A 25056-nucleotide genomic window follows, 5' to 3' on the forward strand; every position below is an offset into this window, starting at 1 on the left:
GGGTTACCACCAATACTTTCCGAAGTTTTCCGGGTTGGCCCAGAAGCGGGCGTTGAGCCAGTCCGGCACCTGTTTATAGTCAAGCAGATCATAGGTAAACAGCGTCAGTACCTGCTCATCGCGCTGGAAGCGCTCGCCGGCATGCAGGGCCAGGGAGAAGAAGTCAGTGTCTTTCCAGTCGCAGGCGCCCAGGTCGACCAGCACCGCAATGCGGCTGGCATTGAGGTTACGGATGCCGCCCAGCAGGGTCAGGCCTTGTGGTTTTGACAGGTGCTCCAGGCAATCGACCACCAGCGCCAGGTCAAAACGCTGCGCCGCGAGGTCCGCCGGCAGCGCGCCAGGCGTCGCGACGGACACCTGGGTCTCAGGGTGCGCCTTTTGAAAGGCCTCCAGCGCCGGGAACTGGCTGGCACCCAACAGCAACAGGCGTTTGGGCTGGTGCAAATCGAGCAAGGCAGCCAGGGCTTGCTGGGGTGTACGGGAAGAAATACCAGCGGTCATCAGAGATCCTCACATCAGGACCCTAGAGACTAGCGCGGCTGAGCGTGCGGGCCTAGAGCAGGTGGTTGCGAAAAGTCCTTCAAGTACGCCCATCCTCAATGAATCCAGGGGTGTGGCGTACTGGCGCAGTTGAAAGGAGCGGTCTTTACTCCACCCATCGGCCCCTGCCGATCCCCTCAGGAGAAATCAAATGAGCATCATGCGGACAGCTCTACCCTTGGTTCTGCTCACCGGAGTATTGACAGGTTGTGCAGGTTTGCAAAAAACCGATTGGCCCACCTGCGCCGCCGTGGGCGGCGTGACCGGTGCGGCGATCGGTGCGACGGAAAGCTCAGCCTATGCCGGCTACGGCGCGTTGTTGATCGGCGGCATGGCCGGCGCCTATTGCTGGGTACACGGCGATGGTGACGAAGACGGCGACGGCGTGCCGGACAGCCGCGACAAGTGCCCCGGCACGCCGAAAGGCGTACAGGTCGATGCCAATGGTTGCCCTCCTGCGCCACCCGCGGCGGTGGTTGAAGAGGTGGTTGTGGTCAAGGAAGAAACCATCGTGATTCGCGATGTCCACTTCCAGTTCGACTCGGCGAAGCTGACGGCGGCGGATAAAACCGCGCTCGACACCATCGCCACCCGCCTGAAACGCGAAGCCCCGAGCGCCCAGTTGCGGGTCAGCGGGCATACCGACAGCGTCGGCAAGGACGCCTACAACCAGAAACTCTCGGAAAAACGCGCACATTCGGTGACGGACTACCTGATCGGCGCCGGTGTGCCTCGCAGTAACTTCGTGTCGGTGACCGGTGCGGGCGAAAGTCATCCGGTGGCTGACAACAAAACCGCTGAAGGCCGTGCCCTGAACCGCCGCGTAGAAATCCAGATCAACCGCTGACAGGCCTTGCCCCTGTGGGATTCCACAGGGGCATCGTTGGCGATCCTCGCTGAAACCGCCGCCTTCTCAAGTTTTTTGATCCTTCACTGGCAAATCGCCTGTAGAAGTCGTTACTGTGCGCCCAAAGAAAAATTTGAAATAACAAATTCCCCATCACTCAGGAGCCCCATGATGCGTAAGGTTTTTCTGTTGGCCCTGTTGGTCAGCCCCGTTGCCCTGGCCCAGAGCGTGAGTGTTGAAACCAACTCGTTGATGCGCTTGCCCAGCAGTACCAGCGTATTGCAGCTGGAACGCCTGGACGTCGCGGACTACGGCACGTTGCTCATCCCGGCCACGATCAGCCAGGTCTCGGTGGATGAGTTGCACCTGGGCCGCGAAGCACGCATCGCCATCGCTCCGGGGAGCACCGGGCTGCAATTGCAGGCGCGGCGTGCGCAACTGGAACATGGCAGCCAGATCACCTCGCGTGGCGCTCCCGGTACCCACGAAAAACCAGCCAGGGCCGGACGTGACCTGACCTTGCGCATCAATGCCCTGACGGCGCAGGAACTGTCGGTGGATGCCCGTGGTGGCGCTGGCGCCCAAGGTTATGCCGGGCTGGACGGCGCCAACGGCGAAGACCCGGGTTGCACTTGGGGCTCCGCTGGGCGCGGCGCCAACGGTGATAACGGTGGCGACGGGTTGCCTGGCGCGGCGGGTGCGCAGGTGCGGGTCGAACTGCCGCAGGACTTCCCAAGCGACAAGATCAAGGTCTGGGTCGATGGCGGCGCGGGCGGTTTGGCGGGGACGGCGGGCAAGCCTGGGCGTGGCGGGCAATCCAAGGGTTGCCTGGTGTACCGCGCCGATGGTGGCGAGAAAGGCCGGCCAGGGGTGGAAGGGCAGCCGGGGCCGGCCGGGCCTGCGGGAACTGTGACCATTCAGCGACTTTGAGTCGTTCGATCTGACGTCATCGGGAGCACGCCCCCTCCCACATTTGGAATGCATTTCAAATGTGGGAGGGGGCGTGCTCCCGATGGCCGTTTAAGGCACGTCTCAGAACATCGGCCGCGCCGAAGCAATCGCGACCAGCACCAACCCAACGAGCAGGTTAATGCCCACCAGCTTGCGGATCTGCCCCAGCACCGCCGCCCCGGCCGGCCAGTTTTCAGCCGCCACCGCTGCGCGCAATTCGGGGAACTTCAACGCCTGGATGCGGATGAACAGCGCCGTCATCACCACATACAAGCCCATCATCACCTGCACGTAACGCGGTGCGGTTTCAAACCCGCTGAAGCGCAGTTGCAACAGGCCGACACCGCTGATCGGCAAAACCAGCACCGCCACCCAAACCCACACGAAAAAACGTTGAAACACATTCGCCCACAGCTTGAGCCGGGCAGGGCCCTCGAGGGCCGCCACAGCGGCCGGGCGCAGGATCATCCAGGCGAAAAACATGCCGCCGACCCAGATCAGGGCGGCCAATACATGCAGGGTGTAAACGAGGCTGAACACGGTCATTGCGGTACTCCGTTCTGCGCGGGATTAATTAGCGGGGTATGATAGCGGTCGATCCGAACCACTGAAAATTTATCCAGCGTTTTTTGCGCCCGACTATCCATGATCAGCACTGAACTCAAAACCACGATCCAGGGCGCCTATTCGCGTTTTCTCGAAGCCAAGAGCTTGAAACCGCGCTACGGCCAACGCCTGATGATCGCCGAAGTGGCCAAGGTCCTCGGGGATATCGACACCGACGACGAAGGCCGGCGCAGCGGTGACCCCGCGGTCGTGGCCGTCGAGGCCGGCACCGGTACCGGCAAGACCGTGGCCTACAGCCTGGCGGCGATTCCCACCGCCAAGGCCGCCGGCAAGCGCCTGGTGATCGCCACCGCCACCGTCGCCCTGCAGGAGCAGATCGTCTACAAAGACCTGCCCGACCTGATGCGCAACAGCGGCCTGAACTTCACCTTCGCCCTGGCCAAGGGCCGTGGCCGCTATATGTGCCTGTCCAAGCTCGACGTGCTGCTGCAGGAAGGCCACGCGCAAACTGCCACGGCCTCCTTGTTCGAAGAAGAAGGCTTCAAGATCGAAGTCGATGAAGTCAGCCAGAAGCTGTTTACCAGCATGATCGAAAAACTGGCCGGGAATAAATGGGACGGCGACCGCGACAGCTGGCCCACCGCCCTGGAAGACGCCGATTGGGCGCGCCTGACCACCGACCACAGCCAATGCACCAACCGTCATTGCCCCAACTTCGGCCAGTGCGCCTTCTATAAAGCGCGCGAAGGCATGGGCAAGGTCGACGTGATCGTCACCAACCACGACATGGTCCTCGCCGACCTGGCCCTGGGCGGCGGCGCCGTGCTGCCGGACCCGCGCGACACGCTCTACGTATTCGACGAAGGCCACCACCTGCCCGACAAGGCCATCGGCCACTTCGCCCATTACACGCGCCTGCGCTCCACCGCCGACTGGCTCGAGGCCACCGCCAAGAACCTCACCAAACTGCTGGCCCAGCACCCGCTGCCCGGCGATCTGGGCAAGCTGATCGAACAGGTGCCGGAACTGGCGCGGGAGATCAAGACCCAGCAGCAGTTCATGTTCAGCGCCTGCGAGCAGGTCGCCGACTTCAAGCCCGGCGAAGACGTCGAGGGCCGCGAGCGCCCGCGCCATCGCTTTGTCGGTGGGCTGATCCCCGAGCACATGCGTGAAATGGGCGTCGAACTGAAGAAGGGTTTTTCGCGCCTGACCGACCTGTTCACCCGCCTGACCGACCTGCTCAAGGAAGGCATGGACGGCGAGGTCAACATCGGCATCGCGAGCAACCAGGCCGAGGAATGGTACCCACTGTTCGGCAGCCTGTTGTCCCGCGCCCAGGGCAACTGGGAGTTGTGGACGGCCTTTACCGTCGAAGACCCGGAAGACAACCCGCCCATGGCCCGTTGGCTGACCCTGTCGGAAAGTGGTGCGCTGTTCGATATCGAGGTCAACGCCAGCCCGATCCTTGCGGCGGAAATGCTGCGACGCAACCTGTGGAACGTGGCGTATGGCTGCCTGGTCACCTCGGCCACGCTGACCGCCCTGGGCACCTTCGACCGCTTCCGCATGCGCGCCGGCCTGCCGAAAAAAGCCGTCACCGCCGTGGTGCCGAGCCCGTTCCATCATGCTAACGCCGGTGTGCTGCGCGTGCCTGACCTCAAGGCCGACCCTCGGGATGCGCCGGCCCACACCGCCGCGATCATCCGTGACTTGCCGGAGCTGGTCGAAGGTTCACGCGGCACCCTGGTGCTGTTCTCGTCGCGCAAACAGATGCAGGACGTGTTCGACGGCCTCGACCGCGACTGGCGCAAGCAGGTGTTTATCCAGGGCAACCTGTCCAAGCAGGAAACCCTGAACAAGCACAAGGCGCGGGTCGATGGCGGCGATTCCAGCGTGCTGTTCGGCCTGGCGAGCTTTGCCGAAGGCGTGGACTTGCCCGGTGCCTACTGCGAACACGTGGTGATCGCCAAGATCCCGTTCTCGGTGCCGGATGACCCGGTCGAAGCCGCGTTGGCCGAGTGGATCGAGGCCCGTGGTGGCAACCCGTTCATGGAAATATCGGTGCCGGATGCGTCCCTGAAGCTGGTGCAGGCCTGCGGGCGCTTGCTGCGGACCGAAGAAGACCGAGGCACCATCACCTTGCTGGACCGCCGTCTGGTCACGCAGCGCTATGGCAAGGCCATCCTGAATGCCTTGCCGCCGTTCCGGCGCGAAATTTCTTAAGCCACAGTGGGCAAAATCGCCCACTTCGTGGTCTATCTCACTGCCATCGCATTATGTCATCAGGCCATTTATCGGCCGTTTGGGAGAACCTTGCTCGTATGATTCGCACGCTGCCCGCCCTTTTTGCCCTGCTGTTCGCTGCGCCACTGCTGGCCGCGCCCGCCGGGCAACAAACGTTGTTCAACTTCGTCCGACCTGCCGATGTGGTCAAAGTGGCGACCCAGGACGCCAGCCTGCCGCAATACAACGCCGAACAAACCCCTGAAGGCGAGGTGCTGCGCCGCATCACCTTCAACCCGGCCGCCGAACCGAGCCTGGTGCTCAGCCCGCAGACCGGCGCCTGGGACTGGTCGCAATCCAGCGCCATCAGCCTGCGTATCCAGAGTGCCATGGACTGGGCGCTGACCCTGTACGTCAAGGTGCAGAGCAACGACGGCAAGACCCTGGTCAGCCGCATCGACCTGCCGGCCGGTCCGGCCCAGACCCTGCTGATCCCGCTGCAAGCCAACTCGCCATTGAGCCAGGGCATGAAGGCCGGCCCGCCGATGCCGATCAGCGTCGACGGCCAGCGCGTGTTACTGGCCAGCAGCGCCGGAGACATCGACCGCAGCCAGGTGGTGTCGGTGACCCTGTCGATGATCAAACCGAATGTCGCCCAGAGTATTCTGCTGGAGCGCTTTGGTGTGCAGGACAGCGAGCCGGTGCTGAAGGCGGCCTACAGCGAACTGGTGGATGCCTATGGCCAGTCCACCCGCGCGCGCTGGCCGGAAAAGGTCAGCAGCGACGAGCAACTCAAGGCCGCCGCCACCAAGGAGCAGCAACAGCTCAAGGCTTGGCTGGCCGAGCGGGATAAATCCTCCCTGGACCAGTACGGCGGTTGGAACAAAGGCCCGGCGTTCGACGCCAGCGGCTTTTTCCGCACCGAGAAGCGCGATGGTCGTTGGTATCTGGTGACGCCGGAGGGGCATCCGTTCTATTCCCTGGGCGTCAACACCGTGGCTTCGGATAACAACCAGACCTACGTGGCGGGCCGTGAATGGATGTTCGCGGCGCTGCCCAAGGCCGGGGAACCCTTTGACAAGTACTACGGCAGCGGCGACAACCGCACCGGTAACGGCGCCGGCGAAGGGCGTAGCTTTGGCGCCGGGCGTTGGTACGATTTCTACCGCGCCAACCTGCAGCGCACGTATGACACTGACGGTTTCGACCAGAAGCGCTGGGTCAGCCACACCCTCGACCGCCTGCAGGCCTGGGGTTTCAACACCGTCGGCAACTGGAGCGCTGCACAACTGGCCAGTGCGGACCGCGTGCCGTACACCTTGCCGCTGTCGATCGTCGGCGATTACGCCAGCATCAGCACCGGCACCGACTGGTGGGGCGGCATGCCCGACCCGTTCGACCCGCGTTTCGCCATGGCCACCGAGCGCGCCGTGGCCATCGCTGCCCGCGATCATCGTGACGATCCTTGGCTGATCGGTTTTTTTGCCGATAACGAACTGGCCTGGGCCGGTCCCGGTGACGATGCAAAATCCCGTTACGCCCTGGCCTACGGCACCCTGCGCATGACCACCGATGTACCGGCCAAGCGCGCGTTCCTCAAGCAACTGCGCGACAAATACCGTAACGAAGAAGGCCTGTCGAAAGCTTGGGGCATCCACCTGGCGGGCTGGGAACTGATGGAAGACCCGGGCTTCGAACCGCCGATGCCCAACCCTGAGCACCCGGAAATCGAAGCCGACTTCAAACACTTCCAGAAGACCTTCGCCGATACGTACTTCAAGACCATCTCCGATGCACTCAAATGGCACGCGCCCAACCAGTTGCTGCTGGGCGGGCGTTACGCGGTGAGTACTCCGGAGGCGGTGGCGTCCTGTGCGCAGTATTGCGACGTGTTGAGCTTCAACATGTACACGCTCAAACCCCAGGACGGCTATGACTTCGCCGCCTTGCGCGCGTTGGACAAGCCGGTGTTGATCACCGAATTCAACTTCGGCTCGGCAGACCGCGGCCCGTTCTGGGGCGGTGTGACCCAGTTGGCCAAGGAAGAAGATCGCGGCGCGGCGTATGCCAACTTCCTCAAGCAGGCCATGGCCGAGCCGTCGATTGTCGGCGTTCACTGGTTCCAGTACCTGGACCAGCCCGTGACCGGGCGTCTGCTGGACGGCGAAAACGGCCACTTCGGTCTGGTCGGCATTACCGATGTGCCGTTCCAGGGCTTTGTCGACAGCGTGCGTCGAAGCAACCTGGCGGCGGTCGACCAACTGGGCAAGGAAGCCGAAAAGGCCAAGGCGGCCCGCGCGGTTCGCGAGCATGAAGGCAGCAAGCCCGGGCATGACGGTAAAGGTGCGGGGCAGGGCGCCGGACACACCGGTGGGCATGCCGGAAATGGTCATTGATTGAGTGTTGACGGGTTCACAAATCCTACAAGGGCTGGAACAATGTCGGCCACTTTTTACAGCGTTTTCCGAGGGGGCTTAGGTGCAGGTTCAGGGGCATTACGAACTCCAGTTCGAAGCGGTACGTGAAGCGTTCGTCGCGTTGTTCGATGACCCGCAGGAACGTGGTGCGGCGCTGTGCATCCAGATCGGCGGGGAAGCCGTGGTCGACCTGTGGGCCGGCACCGCCGACAAGGACGGGGCACAGGCCTGGCACAGCGACACCATCGTCAACCTGTTCTCCTGCACCAAGACTTTCACCGCCGTTGCGGCCCTGCAATTGGTGGCCGAAGGCAAGCTGCAACTGGATGCGCCAGTGGCCAACTACTGGCCGGCATTTGCCGCGGCCGGTAAAGAAGCGATCACCTTGCGCCAGTTGCTCTGCCACCAGGCCGGGTTGCCGGCGATCCGCGAGATGCTGCCCACCGAAGCGCTGTACGACTGGTCGTTGATGGTCGACACCTTGGCCGCCGAAGCGCCGTGGTGGACGCCGGGCCAAGGCCACGGCTACGAAGCGATCACCTATGGCTGGCTGGTCGGGGAATTGCTGCGCCGTGCCGACGGGCGTGGGCCGGGCGAATCCATCGTGGCGCGGGTTGCACGCCCGTTGGGGCTGGATTTTCATGTGGGCCTGGCGGACGAAGAATTTTATCGCGTGGCCCATGTAGCGCGCGGCAAAGGCAACATGGGCGATGAAGCCGCGCAACGTTTACTGCAAGTAATGATGCGTGAACCCACGGCCATGACGACGCGGGCATTTGCCAATCCGCCGTCTATTCTGACCAGCACTAATAAACCCGAATGGCGGCGTATGCAGCAGCCAGCGGCAAACGGTCACGGTAATGCGCGTAGCCTGGCGGGTTTTTATAGTGGTTTATTGGACGGTAGTTTGCTGGAAAGCGACATGCTCGAACAATTGACCCGTGAACACAGTATCGGGCCCGATAAAACCTTATTGACCCAAACCCGTTTCGGCCTGGGCTGCATGTTGGATCAACCGCAATTGCCGAATGCGACCTTCGGCCTTGGCCCGCGTGCATTTGGACATCCTGGTGCGGGCGGTTCGCTGGGGTTTGCCGACCCCGAACATGATGTAGCGTTCGGTTTTGTGACTAATACGCTGGGGCCCTACGTACTTATGGACCCACGTGCACAGAAGTTGGTCAGAATATTGGCCGGTTGTCTGTAAACCCCTTGCTGTTTCACGTTTTTTTGTTACAAATGCAAGTATAAGAAGACGCTGAGCAAAATATTGTAACTTTAATGTTCTGGAAGCGTCTGTTTAACGGGTCATTCAGACCCTCGGTTTTTTCTCATTTTGTGGATATCTCATGTTATCGAACAAGTCCTTGGCACTGGCGCTGTGCCTATCTATTACTGGCTGCGCACAAACACCACAAAATGATGCCGAAGGCGGGCATTGGTGGTCATTTGGATCTGACAAGGCTGCTACCAAGGACGCAGTGAGCCAAACCGACGCCAAGCCGGACGCCAAACCGGACGCCAAACCCGCCGCGGGCGCCAAACCTGCCGCACCGGTAGCCGCTGCTGCCAGCGCCAAGCCGGCTGCACCGGTAGCTGCCGCTGCTGGCGCCAAGCCTGCCGCACCGGTAGCCGCTGCTGCCAGCGCCAAGCCGGCTGCACCGGTAGCTGCCGCTGCTGGCGCCAAGCCTGCCGCACCGGTAGCCGCCGCTCCTGCGCCAGCCCCGGTGGCCAAAGCGGATACCGGCTCCAGCTGGTGGCCGTTCTCCTCCAAGAGCGCCGACGAAAAGGCCGCCGATGCCAAGGCTGACCTGAAGGTCGACCTCAAGGCCGCCACCCCGGCGCCAGCCGCTGCTCCTGCCGCCCCCGCCGTGGCCAAGACCGACTCCGAGACTCACTGGTGGTGGCCGTTCGAAAGCACGTCCAAGCCTAAGCCATTGGCCAAGGTCGACGTGACCAACGTGCCGATGCCCGACCCGAAAATCACCCAGGCCTGGCTGGACGACTATGAGCCGCGCCTGCGCGCCGCGATCAAGGACAGCAACCTGCAACTGGAACGTCGCGACAACGTACTGGTGGTGATTGCCCCGGTAGACGGTTCCTACAACCCGAAACGCCCGGCGATGTTGCTGCCGGTCACCCTGGGCCCGTTCACTCGCGTCGCCAAGGCTGTTGAAGCCGACCCGAAGACCGCCGTACTGGTCCTCGGTCACGTTGATGCCACCGGCGCGGCCCCGGCGAGCCAGGCGCTGACCAAAGAACGCGCGCAATCCATCGCATCGATTTTCAGCCTCAGCGGCCTCAAGCAAGACCGTCTGATGCTGCGTGGCATGGGCGACATGATGCCGCGTGCTGCCAACGACAGCACCCAAGGCCGTGCGCTGAACCGTCGCATGGAAATTATGTTTACTCAGCGTACAACTATGTTGGCCTTGCTGAGCAAGTACAACTCGGGCAAGACCCTGCCTGTGGCTGAAATGGTTGCCGTGCAGGACGTTCCCGCGCCGGCACCGGTCGCAAAAGCCCCGGCGAAAAAGGCTGGCGCGAAGAAATCCGCCGCCAAGCCAGCCGCGAAAAAGGCCCCGGCCAAGGCAGCTGCCAAGAAACCCGCAGCGGCCAAAGCCAAGGCCGCTGCACCGGCTGCGAACGACCAGGCAAAAAACTGATCCGCTGAACCAGAAGGATAAAGTCGCATGACCCAGGCATTGGCTGATATGCGCCGTGACTACACACGGGATGGTTTGAGCGAGGCCCAGGCCCCGAGCGAGCCGTTTGCCTTGTTCCATCAGTGGTTCGGCGATGCGGTGAAAACCGAGCAGCCGCCGGTGGAGGCCAATGCCATGACCCTGGCCACGGTCGACGAGGACGGTCGCCCGCACTGTCGCATCCTGCTGCTCAAGGGCCTGGATGCGCAGGGCTTTACCTTCTTCACCAACTATGAGAGCGCCAAGGGCGATCAGCTTGCGGCGCGGCCCTTCGCGGCCATGACCTTTTTCTGGCCGACCCTGGAGCGTCAGGTACGCATCGAGGGTCGGGTGGTCAAGGTCACGCCGGAAGAGTCGGATGCCTATTTCCAGGTGCGCCCCTTGGGCAGCCGCCTGGGTGCCTGGGCTTCCCCGCAGAGCAAGGTGATCCGTGACCGCGAAGAGTTGCACGATTTGCTCAAGGTCACCGAACAGCGGTTCAGCGACACTCAGCCGCACTGCCCCGAGCACTGGGGCGGCTATCGCTTGTTGCCCGAGCGCATCGAGTTCTGGCAAGGCCGCGCCAGCCGCCTGCATGACCGCCTGAACTACCGCTTGCATGGGGCCGACTGGACCCGTGAGCGCCTGGCGCCCTGATCGTCGTCTTGCGTCACCCTTTCTGACTGTTGCCCGTCACCCCGAAGCCTCTGTTCAAGAGGCCTCGGGCGTGTACTGCTGCGCCGCGTTTTTCAACCAGTCCGGCAGCTCGCGGCGGTTGATCTTCAGGGTGCGGGCTTTTTCCAGTTGTTGCAGCATGAAGGCCCGCTTGTGCAGGTCGTTGCCCGCCAGGGATAGCGCCAGGTCGCGGTCGATCCAGCGGCGGATGCGCAGGTATAACCAGCCATGGAAATACAAGCCGGCTACGGTCGTGACTATAATGATGAAATAATCCATGAGCGTCCTGTTTACGAGATGAGAGCTACCGTTTGTCGTCTGTTTTGGTGCTGGCACTCTGTACTAGGGCTGAATGAAAGCAATTTTCTGCGGAGCTTGCCGTGACAGGCGTCAAGCGGCCGCGTCTAATGAACACCTGTCCTTTGGAGTTGATGCTATGCGTAAGTCCGTTTTACTAGTTGCCTGCTTTACTACCCTGTCGTTGTTGTTGGGTGGCTGCGCCTCGAGTCTGACCGGCGACTCATACTCCCGTGACGAAGCGCGTCGCGTGCAGACCGTTCGCATGGGGACCATTGAATCCCTGCGTCCGGTGAAAATCGAAGGCACCAAGACCCCAATCGGCGGTGCGGCCGGTGCCGTCATTGGCGGCGTGGGCGGCAGCGCCATCGGTGGCGGCCGTGGCAGTATCGTGACCGCCGTGATCGGCGCTGTCGCCGGCGGCCTGTTGGGTTCGGCCACCGAAGAAGGCCTGACCCGCACCCAGGGCGTGGAAATCACCGTTCGCGAAGACGACGGCAGCATGCGCGCCTACGTGCAGGCCGTGCAGGAAAATGAAATCTTCCGCATCGGTGATCGCGTTCGCATCATGACCGTTGATGGTACCAGCCGCGTGACTCGCTAAGCGTTAAGCCGCGAGCAAAGAAAAACCCCAGCCGGGTGACCGGCTGGGGTTTTTTGTGCGCGGTGTTTTGTGCGAGTCAGGCTTTCTTGCGACTCGCCATCGCCGTCACCGCATAACCGATACACGCCGCGAGTATCGACCCGGTCAGAATCCCCATTCGATCTTCCCCGGCAAATTCGCTGGCGCCCGGCACAAACGCCAGAGAGCCGACAAACAGGCTCATGGTGAAGCCGATCCCGCACAGGATCGCTACGCCGAACACCTGGCCCCAGCTGGCGCCGCTGGGCAGCGCGGCGAGGCCGGTCTTGATGGCGAGCCAGGTCAGGCCGAACACGCCGATGGTCTTGCCGATCAGCAGGCCGAGGGCGATGCCCAGCGGTACGTGGTGGGTGAAGCTCTCGAGGCTGACCCCGCTCAGGGACACGCCGGCGTTGGCGAACGCGAACAGCGGCAGGATGCCATAGGCCACCCATGGATGCAGGGCATGTTCGAGCGTCAACAGCGGCGAGGGTTCGGCGTTTTTGGTACGCATCGGGATGCAGAACGCTAGCGTCACGCCGGCCAAGGTGGCATGCACGCCGCTTTTCAGTACGCAGACCCACAGGATCAGGCCGATGATCAGGTACGGCCCGAGCTTGATCACGCCCAGGCGGTTCATGGCAATCAAGGCGATCAAGCAGGCGCCCGCGCCCGCCAGGGCGGCGCCGGACAGGTCGCTGGAATAGAACACGGCGATCACGATGATCGCGCCCAGGTCATCGATGATGGCCAGGGTCATCAGGAACAGTTTCAGCGACACCGGCACGCGCTTGCCGAGCAGCGCCAGGACGCCCAATGCGAAGGCGATATCGGTGGCCATGGGGATCGCCCAGCCGGAAAGCGCCGCCGGGTAATCCTTGTTGATTGCCCAGTAGATCAATGCCGGCACGACCATGCCGCCGATCGCTGCGGCGCCTGGCAGGACGACTTGCGAAGGCTTGGACAGGTGGCCGTCGAGCAGCTCGCGCTTGACCTCCAGGCCGATCAGCAGAAAGAACAGGGCCATCAGGCCATCGTTGATCCACAACAACGCGGGCTTGGCGATCTTCAGCGCGCCAATCTGCGCTACCACGGGCACGTCGAGGAACGCGCTGTAGAGGTGCGACAACGGTGAGTTGTTGACGATCAGCGCCAACGCGGCTGCGGCGATCAACAACAGACCGCTGGCGGCTTCCAGCTGGAAGAAACGGGTGAACGTGCTACGCAGAGCCAAGGGGTGCTCTCCAATCCAGATTCAATAGATGCGTACCCTAACCCGTACCGTTAGTTGTTAAAACAAAAGTTATATTCTTATTTGTTATAAGAAGGGGGCGCGCTCGGAGTTGGGGCGGAGCCTAGCAATTGTGTGTCCGATTGAGTCGTTACTGTATCTGTGTGTGGTGTAGGAAACATCCTAAGATTGAGACTGAAATCCTTAGAGATCCTCTCATGAGCGACCACCGTCCCTGGGCCCGCGAAGCCATTCGTATCATTGAAGCAGACTTCCAGCGCAGCGCCGACACCCACCTGATCCCTTTGGCGCTGCCCGGCTTACCGGGTATCGAGTTGTACTTCAAGGATGAGTCCAGCCACCCCACCGGCAGCCTCAAACACCGGCTGGCGCGCTCGCTGTTCCTGTATGCGCTGTGCAATGGCTGGCTGAAGCCGGGAGCGCCGGTGATCGAAGCCTCCAGCGGTTCGACGGCGATCTCCGAAGCCTACTTCGCGCGCTTGCTCGGCCTGCCGTTTATCGCCGTGATGCCGGCCACCACCTCCCAGGAAAAGATCGCCCAGATCGGCTTCTATGGCGGCAAGAGCCATCTGGTACAAGATCCGACGCAGATCTACGCCGAATCCGAACGCCTGGCGCAGGAAAGCGGTGGTCACTTCATGGACCAGTTCACCTACGCCGAACGCGCCACCGACTGGCGGGCGAACAACAATATCGCCGAGTCGATCTTCCAGCAGATGCGCTTCGAGCGTCATCCGGAGCCGAGCTGGTTGATTTCCAGCCCCGGCACGGGCGGCACCACTGCGACCCTGGGACGCTATGTGCGTTATCGCCAGCATTGCACCCGCGTGTTGTGTGCCGATGCCGAGCGCTCGGTGTTCTTTGACTACTACCTGAGCGGCGATGCCGGCTTGCGCCTGGAGTGCGGCTCGCGGATTGAAGGTATTGGCCGACCGCGGGTCGAAGCGTCGTTTTTGCCCAAGGTCATCGATGCGATGGTCAAGGTGCCGGACGCGCTGTCGCTGGCGGCCATGCATTACCTAGCCAAGCGGTTGGGTCGGCGGGTCGGCGGCTCCAGCGGGACCAACCTGATCGGTGCGCTGATGGCGGCGCAGCAGATGACAGCGGCGGGGGAGTCGGGGTCGATCGTGGCGATCTTGTGTGACGGGGGCGAGCGGTATGCCACTACCTATTACGATCAGGCGTGGCTGGCGGGGCAGGGGTATGAACTGCAGGGCTTGATAGCCGCGGTGGCGGCCAGCGTCGAGCGCGGTGAGCCACTGCCCGACGACATCCTGCGCGCGAATATCTGACACGCTACAAAAACCAATGTGGGAGCGGCCGCGCTCCCACCTTTGGACGGCGCTGTTTTCAGGCCTCGATACCCAACATATCCCGCGCCAACGCCTCGGCAATCCGAATGCCGTCGACTCCCGCCGACAGAATCCCACCGGCATAACCCGCGCCTTCGCCGGCCGGGAACAGGCCTTTGACGTTCAGGCTCTGCATCGATTCGTTACGGGTAATCCGCAACGGCGATGAGGTGCGTGTTTCGATCCCGGTCAAGACGGCGTCGTGCAACGAGTAGCCCTTGATCTGCTTCTCGAACGCCGGCAAGGCTTCACGGATCGCTTCGATGGCGAAGTCCGGCAGTGCCAGGGCCAGATCGCCCATGGACACCCCAGGTTTGTAGGACGGTTCCACGCTGCCGATGGCCGTGGACGGCTTGCCGGCGATGAAATCGCCGACCAGTTGCGCCGGGGCTTCGTAATTGCTGCCGCCGAGGATGTAGGCGTGGGATTCCAGGCGCTCCTGCAGCTCGATGCCGGCCAGCGGGCCGCCCGGGTAATCGACCTCAGGCGTGATGCCGACGACGATGCCGGAGTTGGCGTTGCGCTCGTTGCGCGAGTACTGGCTCATGCCGTTGGTCACCACGCGATGCGGCTCGGACGTCGCGGCCACCACGGTGCCTCCGGGGCACATGCAGAAGCTGTAGACCGAACGGCCATTCTTGGCGTGGTGTACCAGTTTGTAGTCGGCCGCGCCGAGTTTCGGATGCCCGGCGTATTTGCCCAGGCGCGCGGCGTCGATCAGCGACTGTGGGTGTTCGATACGGAAACCCACGGAAAACGGCTTGGCTTCCATGTACACGCCACGGCCGTGGAGCATACGGAAGGTGTCGCGGGCGCTGTGGCCGAGGGCGAGGATCACGTGCTTGGAGAGGATCTGCTCGCCGCCGTCGATGACCACGCCGTTCAGTTGACCGTCTTCGATCAATACGTCAGTCACCCGTTGCTCGAAGCGCACTTCACCGCCCAGGGCGATGATTTGCTCGCGCATGTTTTCCACCACGCCGGTCAGGCGGAACGTACCGATGTGCGGCTTGCTGACGTAGAGGATTTCTTCCGGCGCGCCGGCCTTGACGAACTCGTGCAGCACTTTGCGCCCGTGGAATTTCGGGTCTTTGATCTGGCTGTAGAGCTTGCCATCGGAAAAGGTCCCGGCGCCGCCCTCACCGAACTGCACGTTGGACTCCGGGTTGAGCACGCTTTTGCGCCACAGGCCCCAGGTGTCCTTGGTGCGCTGGCGCACTTCCTTGCCGCGTTCGAGGATGATCGGCTTGAAGCCCATCTGCGCCAGCAGCAGCCCGGCGAAAATCCCGCACGGGCCAAAACCGACGACGATCGGACGTTCAACCAGATCCGCGGGCGCCTGGCCCACCACCTTGTAGCTGACGTCCGGCGCCGGGTTGATGTTGCGGTCGTCGGCAAACTTGAGCAGCAGGGCGGCTTCACCCTTCACGTTCACGTCGACGGTGTAGATGAAGCACAGCTCCGACGATTTCTTGCGGGCGTCGTAGCTGCGCTTGAACAGGGTGAAATCGAGCAGGTCATCACTGGCGATGCCCAGGCGCTGCACGATGGCGGGCCGCAGGTCTTCTTCGGGATGGTCGATGGGCAGCTTGAGTTCGGTGATTCGTAACATGACAGGATCCGGTGTGCGGCGTTTGGTGGGGCCGGCGGTTTTGCAAACCGGCGATTATAAGCCCCAACGGCAGGTTCCCGTCATGTTAAAACAGCGCGGGCCCGAATCAATCGTCGCGCGAACCGCCGAAAGCCGCGCAGCCACGCTGGACTTGACCGTTGACCCGCAACTCGGCGGTCATGTGTTGCAGGCTGCCGCTGGCACTGTCGACACAGCGCTGCGGGGCCACCCACAGTTCGATGTGCTGGTTATTGGCTTCGGTCATCAGGTTGAAACGCCCGTCACCCAGTTGTTCCTCGACATAGGGAACCGGCAGCGGTGGCTGGCCTTCGCGCTCCAGCACCATGCCCTTGGCGGTGACGTTCAGCGTCCAGGCCGGTTTGTGGCCGTTGGCGCGCAGGATCGTGCGCTTGAAGTCGGGATCATCGCAGGCCGAGATCGAGCGCTCGACGCGGTACAGCTGTTGCAGCTCCACTTCGCCCTGGGTGCCGGCGGCGACGCCGGAGAACTTGCCGCGCAGGTCGGCAAACAGTGCGCCTTGCTGGCCGGCCAGGGAAGCGGCTTCCTGCAGGATGCTGGTGCCGCCGGTGTCCTTGACCACGTAGTTGCGCTGGTCGTGGCACGGTTGGAACAACAGCTTGCCGGCGACTGCCGTGAGCTCGCCCTGCATGCGGGTCAGCCCGGCAGTGGACGGTTTGGCCGGCTCGCTTTCGAACAACTGGCAGGCGGTGAACAAGGGGAGCAAGGCAAACAGCATGAGGGTACGGGCGGCACGCATTATCGGGTCTCCTGACAAGTGCCGCCACGTTACGCAGGCTGGCGGTGCATCACAAGCCCACGCGCCAGCTTCAGGCATTTCTTACAGCTTTGGCGTTCAACCTACGATAAAGGTTTGGCCGGTCTGCAAGCCCTCGACGCTTTTCGCGTAGGCCAGTGCCACATCGGCGCCCGCAGCCGGTTTGTACCCGCGAAAGTACGGTGCATAGCTGCCCATGGCTTCCAGCAGCACTGTCGGGCTTACGGAATTGACGCGCAGGCCCCGTGGCAATTCGATTGCCGCGGCTTTCACAAATGCATCCAGTGCGCCATTGACCAGTGCCGCCGAGGCGCCGGTGCGAATCGGGTCGCGGTTGAGGATGCCGCTGGTAAGGGTGAACGAGGCGCCGTCGTTGGCGTACTCGCGGCCGATCAGCAGCAGGTTGACCTGGCCCATCAGTTTGTCGCGCAGGCCCAGTTCGAAATCGGTTTCGCTCATCTCACCCAGCGCGACGAAATTCACACTGCCGGCGGCGCAGACCAAGGCATCGAACCGGCCGGTCTGCTCGAACAGCCGACGGATCGAGGCGCTGTCGCTGATATCCACCTGGAAGTCGCCGCCGCTGCGACCAATGCTGATCACCTCGTGACGCTGCGCCAGTTCCGCCTTGACCGCCGAGCCCACGGTGCCGCTGGCACCAATCAATAGGATTTTCATCGTGCTGTTTCTCCAGTGGGTAAGTGAGGGTTCAGTCTAGTGTGGCTTTTCAAGTGGATAAACGCGCTAATAGGCAACCTTTGGTTTTCAAATGGAAACAATCCATGAGCGAGATGGATGACCTGGCGGCGTTTGCCGTACTGATCGAGGCCGGCAGTTTCACCGTGGCGGCTGAGCAACTGGGTTGCAGCAAAGGGCAACTGTCCAAGCGCATCAGCCAGCTGGAGGCGGGGTACTCGGTGGTGTTGCTGCATCGCACCACGCGCAAGCTCAGCCTGACCGCGGCCGGCGCTGCGTTGTTGCCCCAGGCGCAGGCGTTGGTGGCGCAGGTCGAACGGGCACGTCAGGCGCTGGCCCGGCTCAAGGACGACTTGGCCGGGCCGGTGCGTATGACGGTTCCGGTGTCGTTGGGCGAAACCTTCTTCGACGGCTTGTTGCTGGAGTTTTCCGAGCACTACCCGCAGGTGCAGATCGAACTGGAGCTGAACAACAGCTACCGCGACCTGGCGCGGGATGGCTTCGACCTGGGGGTACGCTCGGGCGCCATCGAAAATCAGCGCCTGGTGGCCAAGCCGTTGTTGGCCTGGCACGAGATGACCTGTGCCAGCCCGGCCTACCTGGAGCAGCACGGCGAACCGCTGACCCCAGCCGATCTGGCGTCCCACACCTGCCTGCTGAACAGCCACTACAGCGGCCGCGAAGAGTGGCTGTACCACCAACAGCACGAGCTGCTACGCGTGCGGGTGAGCGGGACCTTCGCCTCCAATCACTACAACCTGTTGAAAAAGGCCGCCCTGGTGGGCGCTGGTATTGCGCGGCTGCCTTCCTACGTTTTACCGGCGGAACTGGCTGACGGCCGATTGCGCTGGCTGCTGCGGGATTATCAGACGCGGAGCCTGCCGATGTACCTGGTGCATCCCTATCAGGGCGGCTTGCCGCGACGCACCCAAGTGTTGGCCGACTACCTGGTGGACTGGTTCAAGCGCAGCGGCGAAGCCCTCGACCGACTCTAGCGATAGCGGCGGGCGATCAGGTGGTCGACGGAGAGGCGCCCCGGGCCTTTGGCCACTAACAGCAGTAGGACGGCCAGCCAGGTGCCGTGGGTCGGGTAGGCATCGGGGTACACGAACAGTTGAATGGTCAGGGTCATCCCGATCAACGCCAGGGCCGAGAAGCGTGTGGCCAAGCCCAGCAGGATCAGCACCGGGAAGAAGTGTTCGGCAAATGCCGCCATGTGCGCGGCCACTTCCGGTGACAGCCAGGGCAGCTTGTATTCGCTGCGAAACAGCGGCAGCGTCGAGGCGGCGAGGCGCGGCTCGCCCAGTTGGAAGGTGCCGCTGATCAAGTCGATGGCAAAGCCTTCGACTTTGGTCTGCCCGGACTTCCAGAACACCGCCGCGATGGAGAAGCGTGCGAGAAAGGCGATCAAGCTGTAGGGGATTTTTTCGAAAAGCTGGATGGCCCGGTTGATCAGGCACGTTGATCGAGGGTTCATGGCGATACCTTGTGTTCCAGAGACAGATGAGTGATGGCGGCTTGGTTGATCAGCAGCGCCAGGCATTGGTGCAGATCGAACTCGGCTGAGGCCTCGAGTGCGTGCGCGAGCGCCTTCTCCAGCACCGCGCCCTGGTTCAGGCTGTCGATAAACGCCACCGAGCCGCTGTCGATGGCGAACACCTTGACCTCCAGGCCCCGGCGCAACACGAGGGCGCCCTGGGCATGCCAGGGATTCAACGTGGCAATCGCGCCCTCGGTCTGGTGCGCCGCCCATACCGCGACGACGGCGTAGCGCGAGTCCAGCGTGGCCAGGGATGGGTGCAGTTGCAGGTGCAATGTGCCCAGCTCGGTGTGCGTTTGCAGTTGCTGCAGAACAGCCTGCGGCTCCAGCGCGAGGGCATCCGCCGCGTGATAGGCACGGACCCGCAAGCGTTCCAGGCGTGCTACATCCGCCAGGTAAGGCACGCTCGCGGCCGGTTCAAAGCCCTGGATAAAACCGGGAAATGTCGCGCCGTATTCGCTGATCAATGGGCTTGCCGGTGGGGACGCCTGTACATAACAGCCGGCCATGGCGCGGAAAAACTCATCGCCCACCAGTTGCAACGTCACAGGGTAAGCGGTCGCCAGCGCGTTGATCAACGAGCCGTGGACATTGTTGCGATACACCGCAAAACGGCTGGCCGGGTCGGCGCCGTTGCTGCTGAACAGGCCGGCCGGGCAGGCTTGGTCCGGCGCCAGCAGGGCGGCGGCAAAGTCTTCGAGAAGGCTCATGGGCGGCCCCGCGACAAGTGCCGTTCGGCCTGCTGTGCCTCGGCCAGCAGCACGCTGAAGGCCGGTACCTGGTTATCCCTTTCGATCAGCGTGGCCACCGGGCCGGTACGCGCGAGCACGTGTTCGTACAACTGCCAGACGGCGTTATCGATGGGCGCGCCGTGATCATCGATCAGCAGGCGCTCGCCCAGGCTGTCGGTGTCTTCGGCAAAGCCTGCCAGATGAATCTCAGCCACGGCGTGCAAGGGCAGCGCGTCGATGTAGGTCAACGGATCGCGCTGATGATTGATGCACGACACATAGACGTTATTCACGTCCAGCAGCAGGCCGCAACCGGTGCGGCGGATGATTTCGCCGATGAAGTCCGTTTCGTCGAGCGTCGAGCGCTGGAACTGCAGGTAGGTCGACGGGTTCTCCAGCAGCATTGGCCGCTTGAGGGTGCTCTGAACCTGATCAACGTGTTCGCACACTCGATTGAGGGCGGCGACATCGTAGGCCAGGGGCAGCAAGTCGTTGAAAAACACCGGGCCGTGGGTCGACCAGGCCAGGTGCTCGGAAAAGGCCTGGGGTTGATAGCGCTCGATCAGTGTTGCCAGCCGTGCCAGGTGCTCACGGTTCAGCGGGTTTTCGCCGCCGATGGACAGGCCCACGCCGTGCAGCGACAGCGGGTACTGCGCGCGAATCAAACCCAGGTAGTGATGAAACGGGCCGCCGGCCACCATGTAGTTTTCGGCATGCACTTCAAAAAAACCGATATCGGGGCAGGTGTCGAGCACTTCGGTGAAGTGCTCGTTTTTCAGCCCCAGCCCGGCCCGCAGGGGGAGGCCGGGCACCTGAGCCGTTGAGGGCGTTTGCAGGAACGAAAGCGTCATCATCAGTACTCAGGCTGCGGGCTGCTTCAGGACTTGGCGGTAAAGGCCGCTTCCTGGCCGAAGCCAGTCGACGAGGTGGTGCTTGGGGTTTGGGTGCAGGTGCCGGCCGGGACCAGTTTCCAGGCGTTGGCCTGATCCTTGGTTTTGGAGGTGCCGGCGCAGGAAGTGCCAGCGCCAGCGGCGCAATCGTTCTTGCCGGCTTCGGCGACGCCGAAGCATTTCTGCATGTCGTCGGCCGCGTGGGCGCTGGTGCTCAAGGCGGACAGGCTCAGGGCGGAACTCAGGGCGAGGACGAGGGAAGCAGCGGACAGCGAACGGTGTTTAACGGTCATGGTGTATCTCCAGCAGTGGAATGAGTCGGCGGGCATGATTGCCTGCTTGTACCACTAGAGGCTGGACGCTGGAATTCGTTACAAGCCGTTTGAAAAAAATTTCAGCGATCACCCGAAACAAATGTGGGAGGGGGCTTGCCCCCGATGACGGTATATCAGTCACATGTTCTGTGCCTGACATGGCGCCATCGGGGGCAAGCCCCCTCCCACATTTAGCAACCGGGTGTTAACCGCCGAGGTACGCCTCACGCACCTTCGGATCGGTCAGCAACTGCTCACCCGTGCCCTGCATCACCACCCGGCCGTTTTCCAGCACATAGGCACGGTCGGCGATTTTCAGCGCCTGGTTGGCGTTCTGTTCGACCAGGAACACCGTCACACCGTCCTTGCGCAGCTGTTCGATGATGTCGAAGATCTGCTGGATGATGATCGGCGCCAGGCCCAGGGAAGGTTCGTCGAGCAGCAACAGCTTGGGCTTGCTCATCAGCGCGCGACCGATGGCGAGCATTTGCTGCTCGCCGCCGGACATGGTGCCGCCGCGCTGGCTGAAGCGTTCCTTGAGCCTGGGGAACAGGTGCAGCACCTTGTCCATTTGCTCCTGGTAGTCGCCCTTGTCGGTGAAGAACCCGCCCATGGCCAGGTTCTCTTCGACGGTCAGGCGCGAAAACACCCGTCGGCCTTCCGGCACCACGGCAATGCTTTTACGCATGATGTGCGACGACTGCTGGCCCACCAGCTCTTCACCCATGTAGCGGATGCTGCCGCTGTGGGCCTGCGGCGAACCGCACAAGGTCATCAGCAAGGTCGACTTGCCGGCACCGTTGGCGCCGATCAGCGTGACGATCTCACCCTGGCGCACTTCGACGTTGACGCTGTGCAGGGCCTGGATCTTTCCGTAGAAAGTGGAAACGTTTTCGAATTGCAGCATTTTACGCTTCCCCCAGATAGGCTTTGATCACTTCAGGATTGTCGCGGATCTGCTCCGGCGTACCGTCGGCCAGGGGCGTGCCCTGGTTGATCACCACGATGTGGTCGGAAATGCTCATGACCAGTTTCATGTCGTGTTCGATCAACAGCACGGTGGCGTTGTTTTCCTCACGCAACACGCCGATCAGCGCCTTGAGGTCTTCGGTTTCCTTGGGGTTCAAGCCGGCGGCCGGTTCGTCGAGCATCAGGATCCGCGGGCGGGTCATCATGCAGCGGGCGATTTCCAGGCGACGTTGCTGCCCATAGGCCAGGGTGCCGGCGGGGCGGTTGGCGAACTCGGTGAGGTTGACCTTGTCCAGCCAATACTCCGCGTATTCCATGGCCTCGCGCTCGCTCTTGCGGAACGCCGGGGTCTTGAACAAGCCAGCGAAGAAGTTGGTGTTCAAGTGACGGTGCTGAGCGATCAGCAGGTTCTCGACCGCCGTCATGTCCTTGAACAACCGCACGTTCTGGAAGGTCCGCACCACGCCCTTGCGGGCGATCTCGTGACCGGCCAGGCCCTGGATCGGCTGGCCGTCCAGCAGGATGCTGCCACCGCTGGGCTTGTAGAAACCGGTGAGGCAGTTGAACACCGTGGTCTTGCCGGCGCCGTTGGGGCCGATCAGCGCAACCACTTGTTTTTCCTTCACGGTCAGGGCCACGCCATTGACCGCCAGCAAGCCGCCGAAGCGCATGCTCAAGTTTTCGACTTTCAGGATCTCGCGGCTCATTTGCGCAGCTCCATGTGTGGACGTTGCATGGGCAGCAGGCCTTGAGGACGCCAGATCATCATCAGCACCATCATGGCGCCGAACATCAACATGCGGTATTCGCTGAACTCACGCATCATTTCCGGCAGCAGGATCATCACGATCGCCGCGAGAATCACGCCCAACTGCGAGCCCATGCCACCCAGTACCACGATGGCGAGGATGATCGCCGACTCGATAAAGGTGAACGACTCCGGCGTCACCAGGCCTTGGCGAGCGGCGAAGAAGCTGCCGGCAAAACCGGCGAACGCGGCGCCCAGGGTGAACGCGGACAGCTTGATGATGGTCGGGTTCAGGCCCAAGGCCCGGCAGGCGATTTCATCTTCGCGCAGCGCTTCCCACGCACGGCCGATCGGCATGCGCAGCAGGCGGTTGATCACGAACAGTGCGGCCAGGGCCAGCAACAGCGCCACCAGGTACAGGAACACCACTTTGCTCACCGGGTTGTAGGCAATCCCGAAGTACTCGTGGAAGGTCTGCATGCCTTCGGCCGCAGAGCGCTCGAACGACAGCCCGAAGAAGGTCGGCTTGGGAATGCTGCTGATGCCGTTGGGGCCACCGGTGATGTCGGTCAGGTTACGCAGGAACAGTCGGATGATTTCCCCGAAGCCCAAGGTCACGATGGCCAGGTAGTCACCGCGCAGACGCAGCACCGGGAAGCCCAGCAGGAAGCCGAACGTCGCCGCCGCCATGCCGGCCAGGGGCAGGCAGATCCAGAAGCTCCAGCCCAGGTAGTGCGAGAGCAGCGCATAGGTGTAGGCGCCCACGGCGTAGAAACCCACATAACCCAGGTCGAGCAGGCCGGCCAGACCGACCACGATGTTCAGGCCCAGGCCCAGCAACACGTAGATCAGGATCAGGGTGGCGATGTCGACCGCACCGCGCGAGCCGAAGAACGGCCAGATCAGCGCGGCCACGATCAGGCCGATGATGATGTAGCGCTGGGTGCGCGGCAGGGTCAGGAATTGGCTGACCTTGGGCGATACCAGCGGGCCACGGTTGCCCTTGAACAACGCGCCGACCTGCCGGGTGAACAGCACGCGCAGGAACATCAGCACCGAACACAGGGCAATGATGGTCAGGGTCACGGGACCGGTGCCATGCACTTCCAGGTTGATGCCGACAATGCTCAGCTTGAGGCCGAGTACCGGGAACGCCACGGCCCACACCAACAGGGCGCTGAAAAACGCCGATTTAAGATATCTGCTCATACTTTCTCAACCTCCGGACGGCCCAAAATGCCGGTCGGACGGAACAACAGCACCAGAACCAACAGGCCGAACGCCACGACGTCCTTGTACTGGTCGCCGAAGATATCGGCGCCAAACGCTTCGGCCACCCCCAGCACCAGCCCGCCGAGCATCGCGCCCGGAATGCTGCCGATGCCGCCCAATACCGCTGCGGTAAAGGCCTTGAGGCCGACCAGGAAACCGGCGTTGGGGTTGATCACGCCGTACTGCATGCTCAAAAGCACGGCCGCGACGGCCGCCAGCGCGGCACCGATGACGAAGGTCAGGGCGATGATGTTGTTGGTGTTGATGCCCAGCAGGTTGGCCATCTTGATGTCTTCGGCGCAGGCCCGGCAGGCGCGCCCCAGACGGGAGCGGGAAATGAACAGGGTCAGGCCCAGCATGGCCACCAGGGTGACGACGAAGACCAGGATCTGCATGTACGAAATCAGCACTTCTTGTGCGCCGCCTGGGCCGAAGGAGAAGCTCCCCGGGATCAGGTTGGGAATGGACTTGTCCTTGGAGTCCTGGGACAGCAATACGGTGTTCTGCAGGAAAATCGACATGCCGATGGCGGAAATCAGCGGGATCAAACGGTTGCTGCCACGCAAGGGACGATAGGCAACCCGTTCGATACTGTAGCCATAGGCACTGGTTACGACGATCGACGCCAGGAACGCGGCGGTCATCAACAACGGCAGGGAGTGGATCCCCATCATGGCCAGCCCGGCAAGGGCAATGAAGGCCACGTAGGAACCAATCATGTAGACCTCGCCATGGGCGAAGTTGATCATTCCAATGATGCCGTAAACCATTGTGTAGCCAATGGCTATCAAGGCATAGGTGCTGCCAATGGTCAGGCCATTAACCAGCTGTTGGAAAAAATGATAGATCTCAGGCATTACAACGCTCCTAAAAACCCGATACGCATTTCACTGGTGGAGTCATGTTCCGGCCCTGCGCTGTGTTCTGTGAGCACATTTGCGCAAAGCGTTTGCCAGCGAACCGCTGGTGACGGTTTTAAGATTTTCAGGTGAGCCAGCGCCCGGATCGCGGGTGACAGGCCCATAAACCTCGTAAAACAAAGCCCACTGCTCTCACAGTGG

25 protein-coding genes are annotated in these 25056 nt (G+C 62.4%); 10 read left to right on the forward strand and 15 right to left on the reverse strand.

The features are described 5' to 3' along the window. Positions 1 to 3: 3 nt before the first annotated feature. On the reverse strand, positions 4 to 501 hold the full coding sequence (locus LQ249_RS07860) for a DUF6231 family protein (RefSeq protein ID WP_232566341.1): 498 nt from the start codon (positions 499 to 501) through the stop codon (positions 4 to 6). Positions 502 to 691: 190 nt separating this feature from the next. Between LQ249_RS07860 and LQ249_RS07865 the strand changes: the two genes are divergently transcribed. Both LQ249_RS07865 and LQ249_RS07870 read left to right on the forward strand, forming a co-directional pair. Beyond that, positions 692 to 1387 (forward strand): OmpA family protein, encoded by a 696-nt coding sequence (locus tag LQ249_RS07865; RefSeq protein ID WP_046384448.1) that lies wholly within the window; start codon positions 692 to 694, stop codon positions 1385 to 1387. 171 nt (positions 1388 to 1558) lie between these two features. After that, positions 1559 to 2317, forward strand: coding sequence for a collagen-like protein (locus LQ249_RS07870; protein ID WP_128191898.1), 759 nt, complete (start codon positions 1559 to 1561; stop codon positions 2315 to 2317). A 102-nt stretch (positions 2318 to 2419) separates the two neighbouring features. On the opposite strand, the gene LQ249_RS07875 is transcribed toward LQ249_RS07870, so the two are convergent. Continuing rightward, complete coding sequence (locus LQ249_RS07875) at positions 2420 to 2884, reverse strand: CopD family protein (RefSeq protein WP_079442997.1); 465 nt, start codon at positions 2882 to 2884, stop codon at positions 2420 to 2422. A 99-nt stretch (positions 2885 to 2983) separates the two neighbouring features. Here LQ249_RS07875 and dinG point away from each other — a divergent pair, with 99 nt between their 5' ends. From dinG to pdxH, 5 genes are all read left to right on the forward strand, one after another. Further along, positions 2984 to 5128 (forward strand): ATP-dependent DNA helicase DinG, encoded by a 2145-nt coding sequence (dinG, locus tag LQ249_RS07880; RefSeq protein ID WP_017844782.1) that lies wholly within the window; start codon positions 2984 to 2986, stop codon positions 5126 to 5128. A gap of 98 nt (positions 5129 to 5226) precedes the next feature. After that, positions 5227 to 7524 (forward strand): beta-galactosidase, encoded by a 2298-nt coding sequence (locus LQ249_RS07885; RefSeq protein WP_108525972.1) that lies wholly within the window; start codon positions 5227 to 5229, stop codon positions 7522 to 7524. 82 nt (positions 7525 to 7606) lie between these two features. Beyond that, positions 7607 to 8752: a serine hydrolase domain-containing protein gene (locus LQ249_RS07890; RefSeq protein WP_057004727.1), complete on the forward strand. Its 1146-nt coding sequence runs from the start codon at positions 7607 to 7609 to the stop codon at positions 8750 to 8752. A gap of 142 nt (positions 8753 to 8894) precedes the next feature. Continuing rightward, complete coding sequence (locus LQ249_RS07895; protein ID WP_232566342.1) at positions 8895 to 10211, forward strand: OmpA family protein; 1317 nt, start codon at positions 8895 to 8897, stop codon at positions 10209 to 10211. A 27-nt stretch (positions 10212 to 10238) separates the two neighbouring features. Then, entirely contained in the window at positions 10239 to 10886 is a 648-nt protein-coding gene (gene pdxH, locus LQ249_RS07900) for a pyridoxamine 5'-phosphate oxidase (protein ID WP_046384443.1), read from the forward strand. 54 nt (positions 10887 to 10940) lie between these two features. Here pdxH and LQ249_RS07905 read toward each other — a convergent pair whose 3' ends face one another. After that, positions 10941 to 11183 (reverse strand): hypothetical protein, encoded by a 243-nt coding sequence (locus LQ249_RS07905; RefSeq protein WP_017844787.1) that lies wholly within the window; start codon positions 11181 to 11183, stop codon positions 10941 to 10943. 157 nt (positions 11184 to 11340) lie between these two features. On the opposite strand from LQ249_RS07905, the gene LQ249_RS07910 reads away from it, so the two are divergent. Continuing rightward, entirely contained in the window at positions 11341 to 11805 is a 465-nt protein-coding gene (locus tag LQ249_RS07910; RefSeq protein WP_003189251.1) for a glycine zipper 2TM domain-containing protein, read from the forward strand. 76 nt (positions 11806 to 11881) lie between these two features. On the opposite strand, the gene nhaA is transcribed toward LQ249_RS07910, so the two are convergent. After that, a complete protein-coding gene (gene nhaA / locus LQ249_RS07915; RefSeq protein WP_057004729.1) occupies positions 11882 to 13057 on the reverse strand; it encodes a Na+/H+ antiporter NhaA in 1176 nt (391 codons plus the stop codon). 215 nt (positions 13058 to 13272) lie between these two features. On the opposite strand from nhaA, the gene LQ249_RS07920 reads away from it, so the two are divergent. After that, entirely contained in the window at positions 13273 to 14367 is a 1095-nt protein-coding gene (locus LQ249_RS07920; protein WP_232566343.1) for a PLP-dependent cysteine synthase family protein, read from the forward strand. A gap of 58 nt (positions 14368 to 14425) precedes the next feature. On the opposite strand, the gene LQ249_RS07925 is transcribed toward LQ249_RS07920, so the two are convergent. From LQ249_RS07925 to LQ249_RS07935, 3 genes are all read right to left on the reverse strand, one after another. After that, positions 14426 to 16039 carry an NAD(P)/FAD-dependent oxidoreductase gene (locus LQ249_RS07925; RefSeq protein WP_046384441.1) on the reverse strand — a complete coding sequence of 538 codons (1614 nt, stop codon included), beginning with the start codon at positions 16037 to 16039 and terminating at the stop codon, positions 14426 to 14428. Between the two features lie 106 nt (positions 16040 to 16145). Beyond that, positions 16146 to 16817, reverse strand: a complete 672-nt coding sequence (locus LQ249_RS07930; RefSeq protein WP_057004731.1) for a COG3650 family protein — start codon at positions 16815 to 16817, stop codon at positions 16146 to 16148. A gap of 96 nt (positions 16818 to 16913) precedes the next feature. Beyond that, the gene (locus LQ249_RS07935) at positions 16914 to 17513 is read right to left on the reverse strand and encodes a short chain dehydrogenase (RefSeq protein ID WP_057004732.1); all 600 of its coding nucleotides are present in this window, start codon (positions 17511 to 17513) and stop codon (positions 16914 to 16916) included. 104 nt (positions 17514 to 17617) lie between these two features. On the opposite strand from LQ249_RS07935, the gene LQ249_RS07940 reads away from it, so the two are divergent. Beyond that, positions 17618 to 18526, forward strand: a complete 909-nt coding sequence (locus tag LQ249_RS07940; RefSeq protein ID WP_017844793.1) for a LysR family transcriptional regulator — start codon at positions 17618 to 17620, stop codon at positions 18524 to 18526. Here LQ249_RS07940 and LQ249_RS07945 read toward each other — a convergent pair. From LQ249_RS07945 to livH, 8 genes are all read right to left on the reverse strand, one after another. Then, on the reverse strand, positions 18523 to 19008 hold the full coding sequence (locus LQ249_RS07945) for a DoxX family protein (RefSeq protein WP_046384439.1): 486 nt from the start codon (positions 19006 to 19008) through the stop codon (positions 18523 to 18525). The two genes, LQ249_RS07940 and LQ249_RS07945, sit on opposite strands and share 4 nt — an antisense overlap. Continuing rightward, a complete protein-coding gene (locus LQ249_RS07950) occupies positions 19005 to 19781 on the reverse strand; it encodes an HvfC/BufC N-terminal domain-containing protein (RefSeq protein WP_232566344.1) in 777 nt (258 codons plus the stop codon). Before LQ249_RS07950 ends, LQ249_RS07945 begins: the two co-directional genes overlap by 4 nt. Continuing rightward, a complete protein-coding gene (gene bufB / locus LQ249_RS07955) occupies positions 19778 to 20656 on the reverse strand; it encodes an MNIO family bufferin maturase (RefSeq protein ID WP_128191900.1) in 879 nt (292 codons plus the stop codon). The genes LQ249_RS07950 and bufB overlap by 4 nt, the downstream gene beginning before the upstream one ends. 23 nt (positions 20657 to 20679) lie before the next feature. Continuing rightward, entirely contained in the window at positions 20680 to 20985 is a 306-nt protein-coding gene (gene bufA1 / locus LQ249_RS07960; RefSeq protein ID WP_017844797.1) for a BufA1 family periplasmic bufferin-type metallophore, read from the reverse strand. 226 nt (positions 20986 to 21211) lie between these two features. Then, positions 21212 to 21913, reverse strand: coding sequence for an ABC transporter ATP-binding protein (locus tag LQ249_RS07965; RefSeq protein ID WP_017844798.1), 702 nt, complete (start codon positions 21911 to 21913; stop codon positions 21212 to 21214). 1 nt (position 21914) lies between these two features. Then, positions 21915 to 22682 (reverse strand): high-affinity branched-chain amino acid ABC transporter ATP-binding protein LivG, encoded by a 768-nt coding sequence (gene livG, locus LQ249_RS07970; RefSeq protein WP_012722652.1) that lies wholly within the window; start codon positions 22680 to 22682, stop codon positions 21915 to 21917. Continuing rightward, positions 22679 to 23932: a high-affinity branched-chain amino acid ABC transporter permease LivM gene (locus tag LQ249_RS07975; RefSeq protein WP_017844800.1), complete on the reverse strand. Its 1254-nt coding sequence runs from the start codon at positions 23930 to 23932 to the stop codon at positions 22679 to 22681. The genes livG and LQ249_RS07975 overlap by 4 nt, the downstream gene beginning before the upstream one ends. Further along, on the reverse strand, positions 23929 to 24852 hold the full coding sequence (livH, locus tag LQ249_RS07980) for a high-affinity branched-chain amino acid ABC transporter permease LivH (protein WP_003231100.1): 924 nt from the start codon (positions 24850 to 24852) through the stop codon (positions 23929 to 23931). Before livH ends, LQ249_RS07975 begins: the two co-directional genes overlap by 4 nt. Positions 24853 to 25056 lie beyond the last annotated feature (204 nt).

Source organism: Pseudomonas sp. 7-41, assembly GCF_021233075.1.
Taxonomy (GTDB): Bacteria; Pseudomonadota; Gammaproteobacteria; order Pseudomonadales; family Pseudomonadaceae; genus Aquipseudomonas; species Aquipseudomonas veronii.

Bases quoted from the DNA above. Each gene is read 5' to 3' on its own strand.
- LQ249_RS07860 (WP_232566341.1), bottom strand. From the start codon at position 501: ATGACCGCTGGTATTTCTTCCCGTACACCCCAGCAAGCCCTGGCTGCC.
- LQ249_RS07910 (WP_003189251.1), top strand. From the start codon at position 11,341: ATGCGTAAGTCCGTTTTACTAGTTGCCTGCTTTACTACCCTGTCGTTG.
- LQ249_RS07945 (WP_046384439.1), bottom strand. From the start codon at position 19,008: ATGAACCCTCGATCAACGTGCCTGATCAACCGGGCCATCCAGCTTTTC.
- pdxH (WP_046384443.1), top strand. From the start codon at position 10,239: ATGACCCAGGCATTGGCTGATATGCGCCGTGACTACACACGGGATGGT.
- LQ249_RS07905 (WP_017844787.1), bottom strand. From the start codon at position 11,183: ATGGATTATTTCATCATTATAGTCACGACCGTAGCCGGCTTGTATTTC.
- LQ249_RS07875 (WP_079442997.1), bottom strand. From the start codon at position 2,884: ATGACCGTGTTCAGCCTCGTTTACACCCTGCATGTATTGGCCGCCCTG.
- LQ249_RS07935 (WP_057004732.1), bottom strand. From the start codon at position 17,513: ATGAAAATCCTATTGATTGGTGCCAGCGGCACCGTGGGCTCGGCGGTC.
- dinG (WP_017844782.1), top strand. From the start codon at position 2,984: ATGATCAGCACTGAACTCAAAACCACGATCCAGGGCGCCTATTCGCGT.
- livG (WP_012722652.1), bottom strand. From the start codon at position 22,682: ATGAGCCGCGAGATCCTGAAAGTCGAAAACTTGAGCATGCGCTTCGGC.
- LQ249_RS07950 (WP_232566344.1), bottom strand. From the start codon at position 19,781: ATGAGCCTTCTCGAAGACTTTGCCGCCGCCCTGCTGGCGCCGGACCAA.
- LQ249_RS07925 (WP_046384441.1), bottom strand. From the start codon at position 16,039: ATGTTACGAATCACCGAACTCAAGCTGCCCATCGACCATCCCGAAGAA.
- LQ249_RS07865 (WP_046384448.1), top strand. From the start codon at position 692: ATGAGCATCATGCGGACAGCTCTACCCTTGGTTCTGCTCACCGGAGTA.
- bufA1 (WP_017844797.1), bottom strand. From the start codon at position 20,985: ATGACCGTTAAACACCGTTCGCTGTCCGCTGCTTCCCTCGTCCTCGCC.
- LQ249_RS07920 (WP_232566343.1), top strand. From the start codon at position 13,273: ATGAGCGACCACCGTCCCTGGGCCCGCGAAGCCATTCGTATCATTGAA.
- LQ249_RS07965 (WP_017844798.1), bottom strand. From the start codon at position 21,913: ATGCTGCAATTCGAAAACGTTTCCACTTTCTACGGAAAGATCCAGGCC.
- LQ249_RS07975 (WP_017844800.1), bottom strand. From the start codon at position 23,932: ATGAGCAGATATCTTAAATCGGCGTTTTTCAGCGCCCTGTTGGTGTGG.
- LQ249_RS07930 (WP_057004731.1), bottom strand. From the start codon at position 16,817: ATGCGTGCCGCCCGTACCCTCATGCTGTTTGCCTTGCTCCCCTTGTTC.
- bufB (WP_128191900.1), bottom strand. From the start codon at position 20,656: ATGATGACGCTTTCGTTCCTGCAAACGCCCTCAACGGCTCAGGTGCCC.
- LQ249_RS07870 (WP_128191898.1), top strand. From the start codon at position 1,559: ATGCGTAAGGTTTTTCTGTTGGCCCTGTTGGTCAGCCCCGTTGCCCTG.
- LQ249_RS07940 (WP_017844793.1), top strand. From the start codon at position 17,618: ATGAGCGAGATGGATGACCTGGCGGCGTTTGCCGTACTGATCGAGGCC.
- livH (WP_003231100.1), bottom strand. From the start codon at position 24,852: ATGCCTGAGATCTATCATTTTTTCCAACAGCTGGTTAATGGCCTGACC.
- LQ249_RS07885 (WP_108525972.1), top strand. From the start codon at position 5,227: ATGATTCGCACGCTGCCCGCCCTTTTTGCCCTGCTGTTCGCTGCGCCA.
- LQ249_RS07895 (WP_232566342.1), top strand. From the start codon at position 8,895: ATGTTATCGAACAAGTCCTTGGCACTGGCGCTGTGCCTATCTATTACT.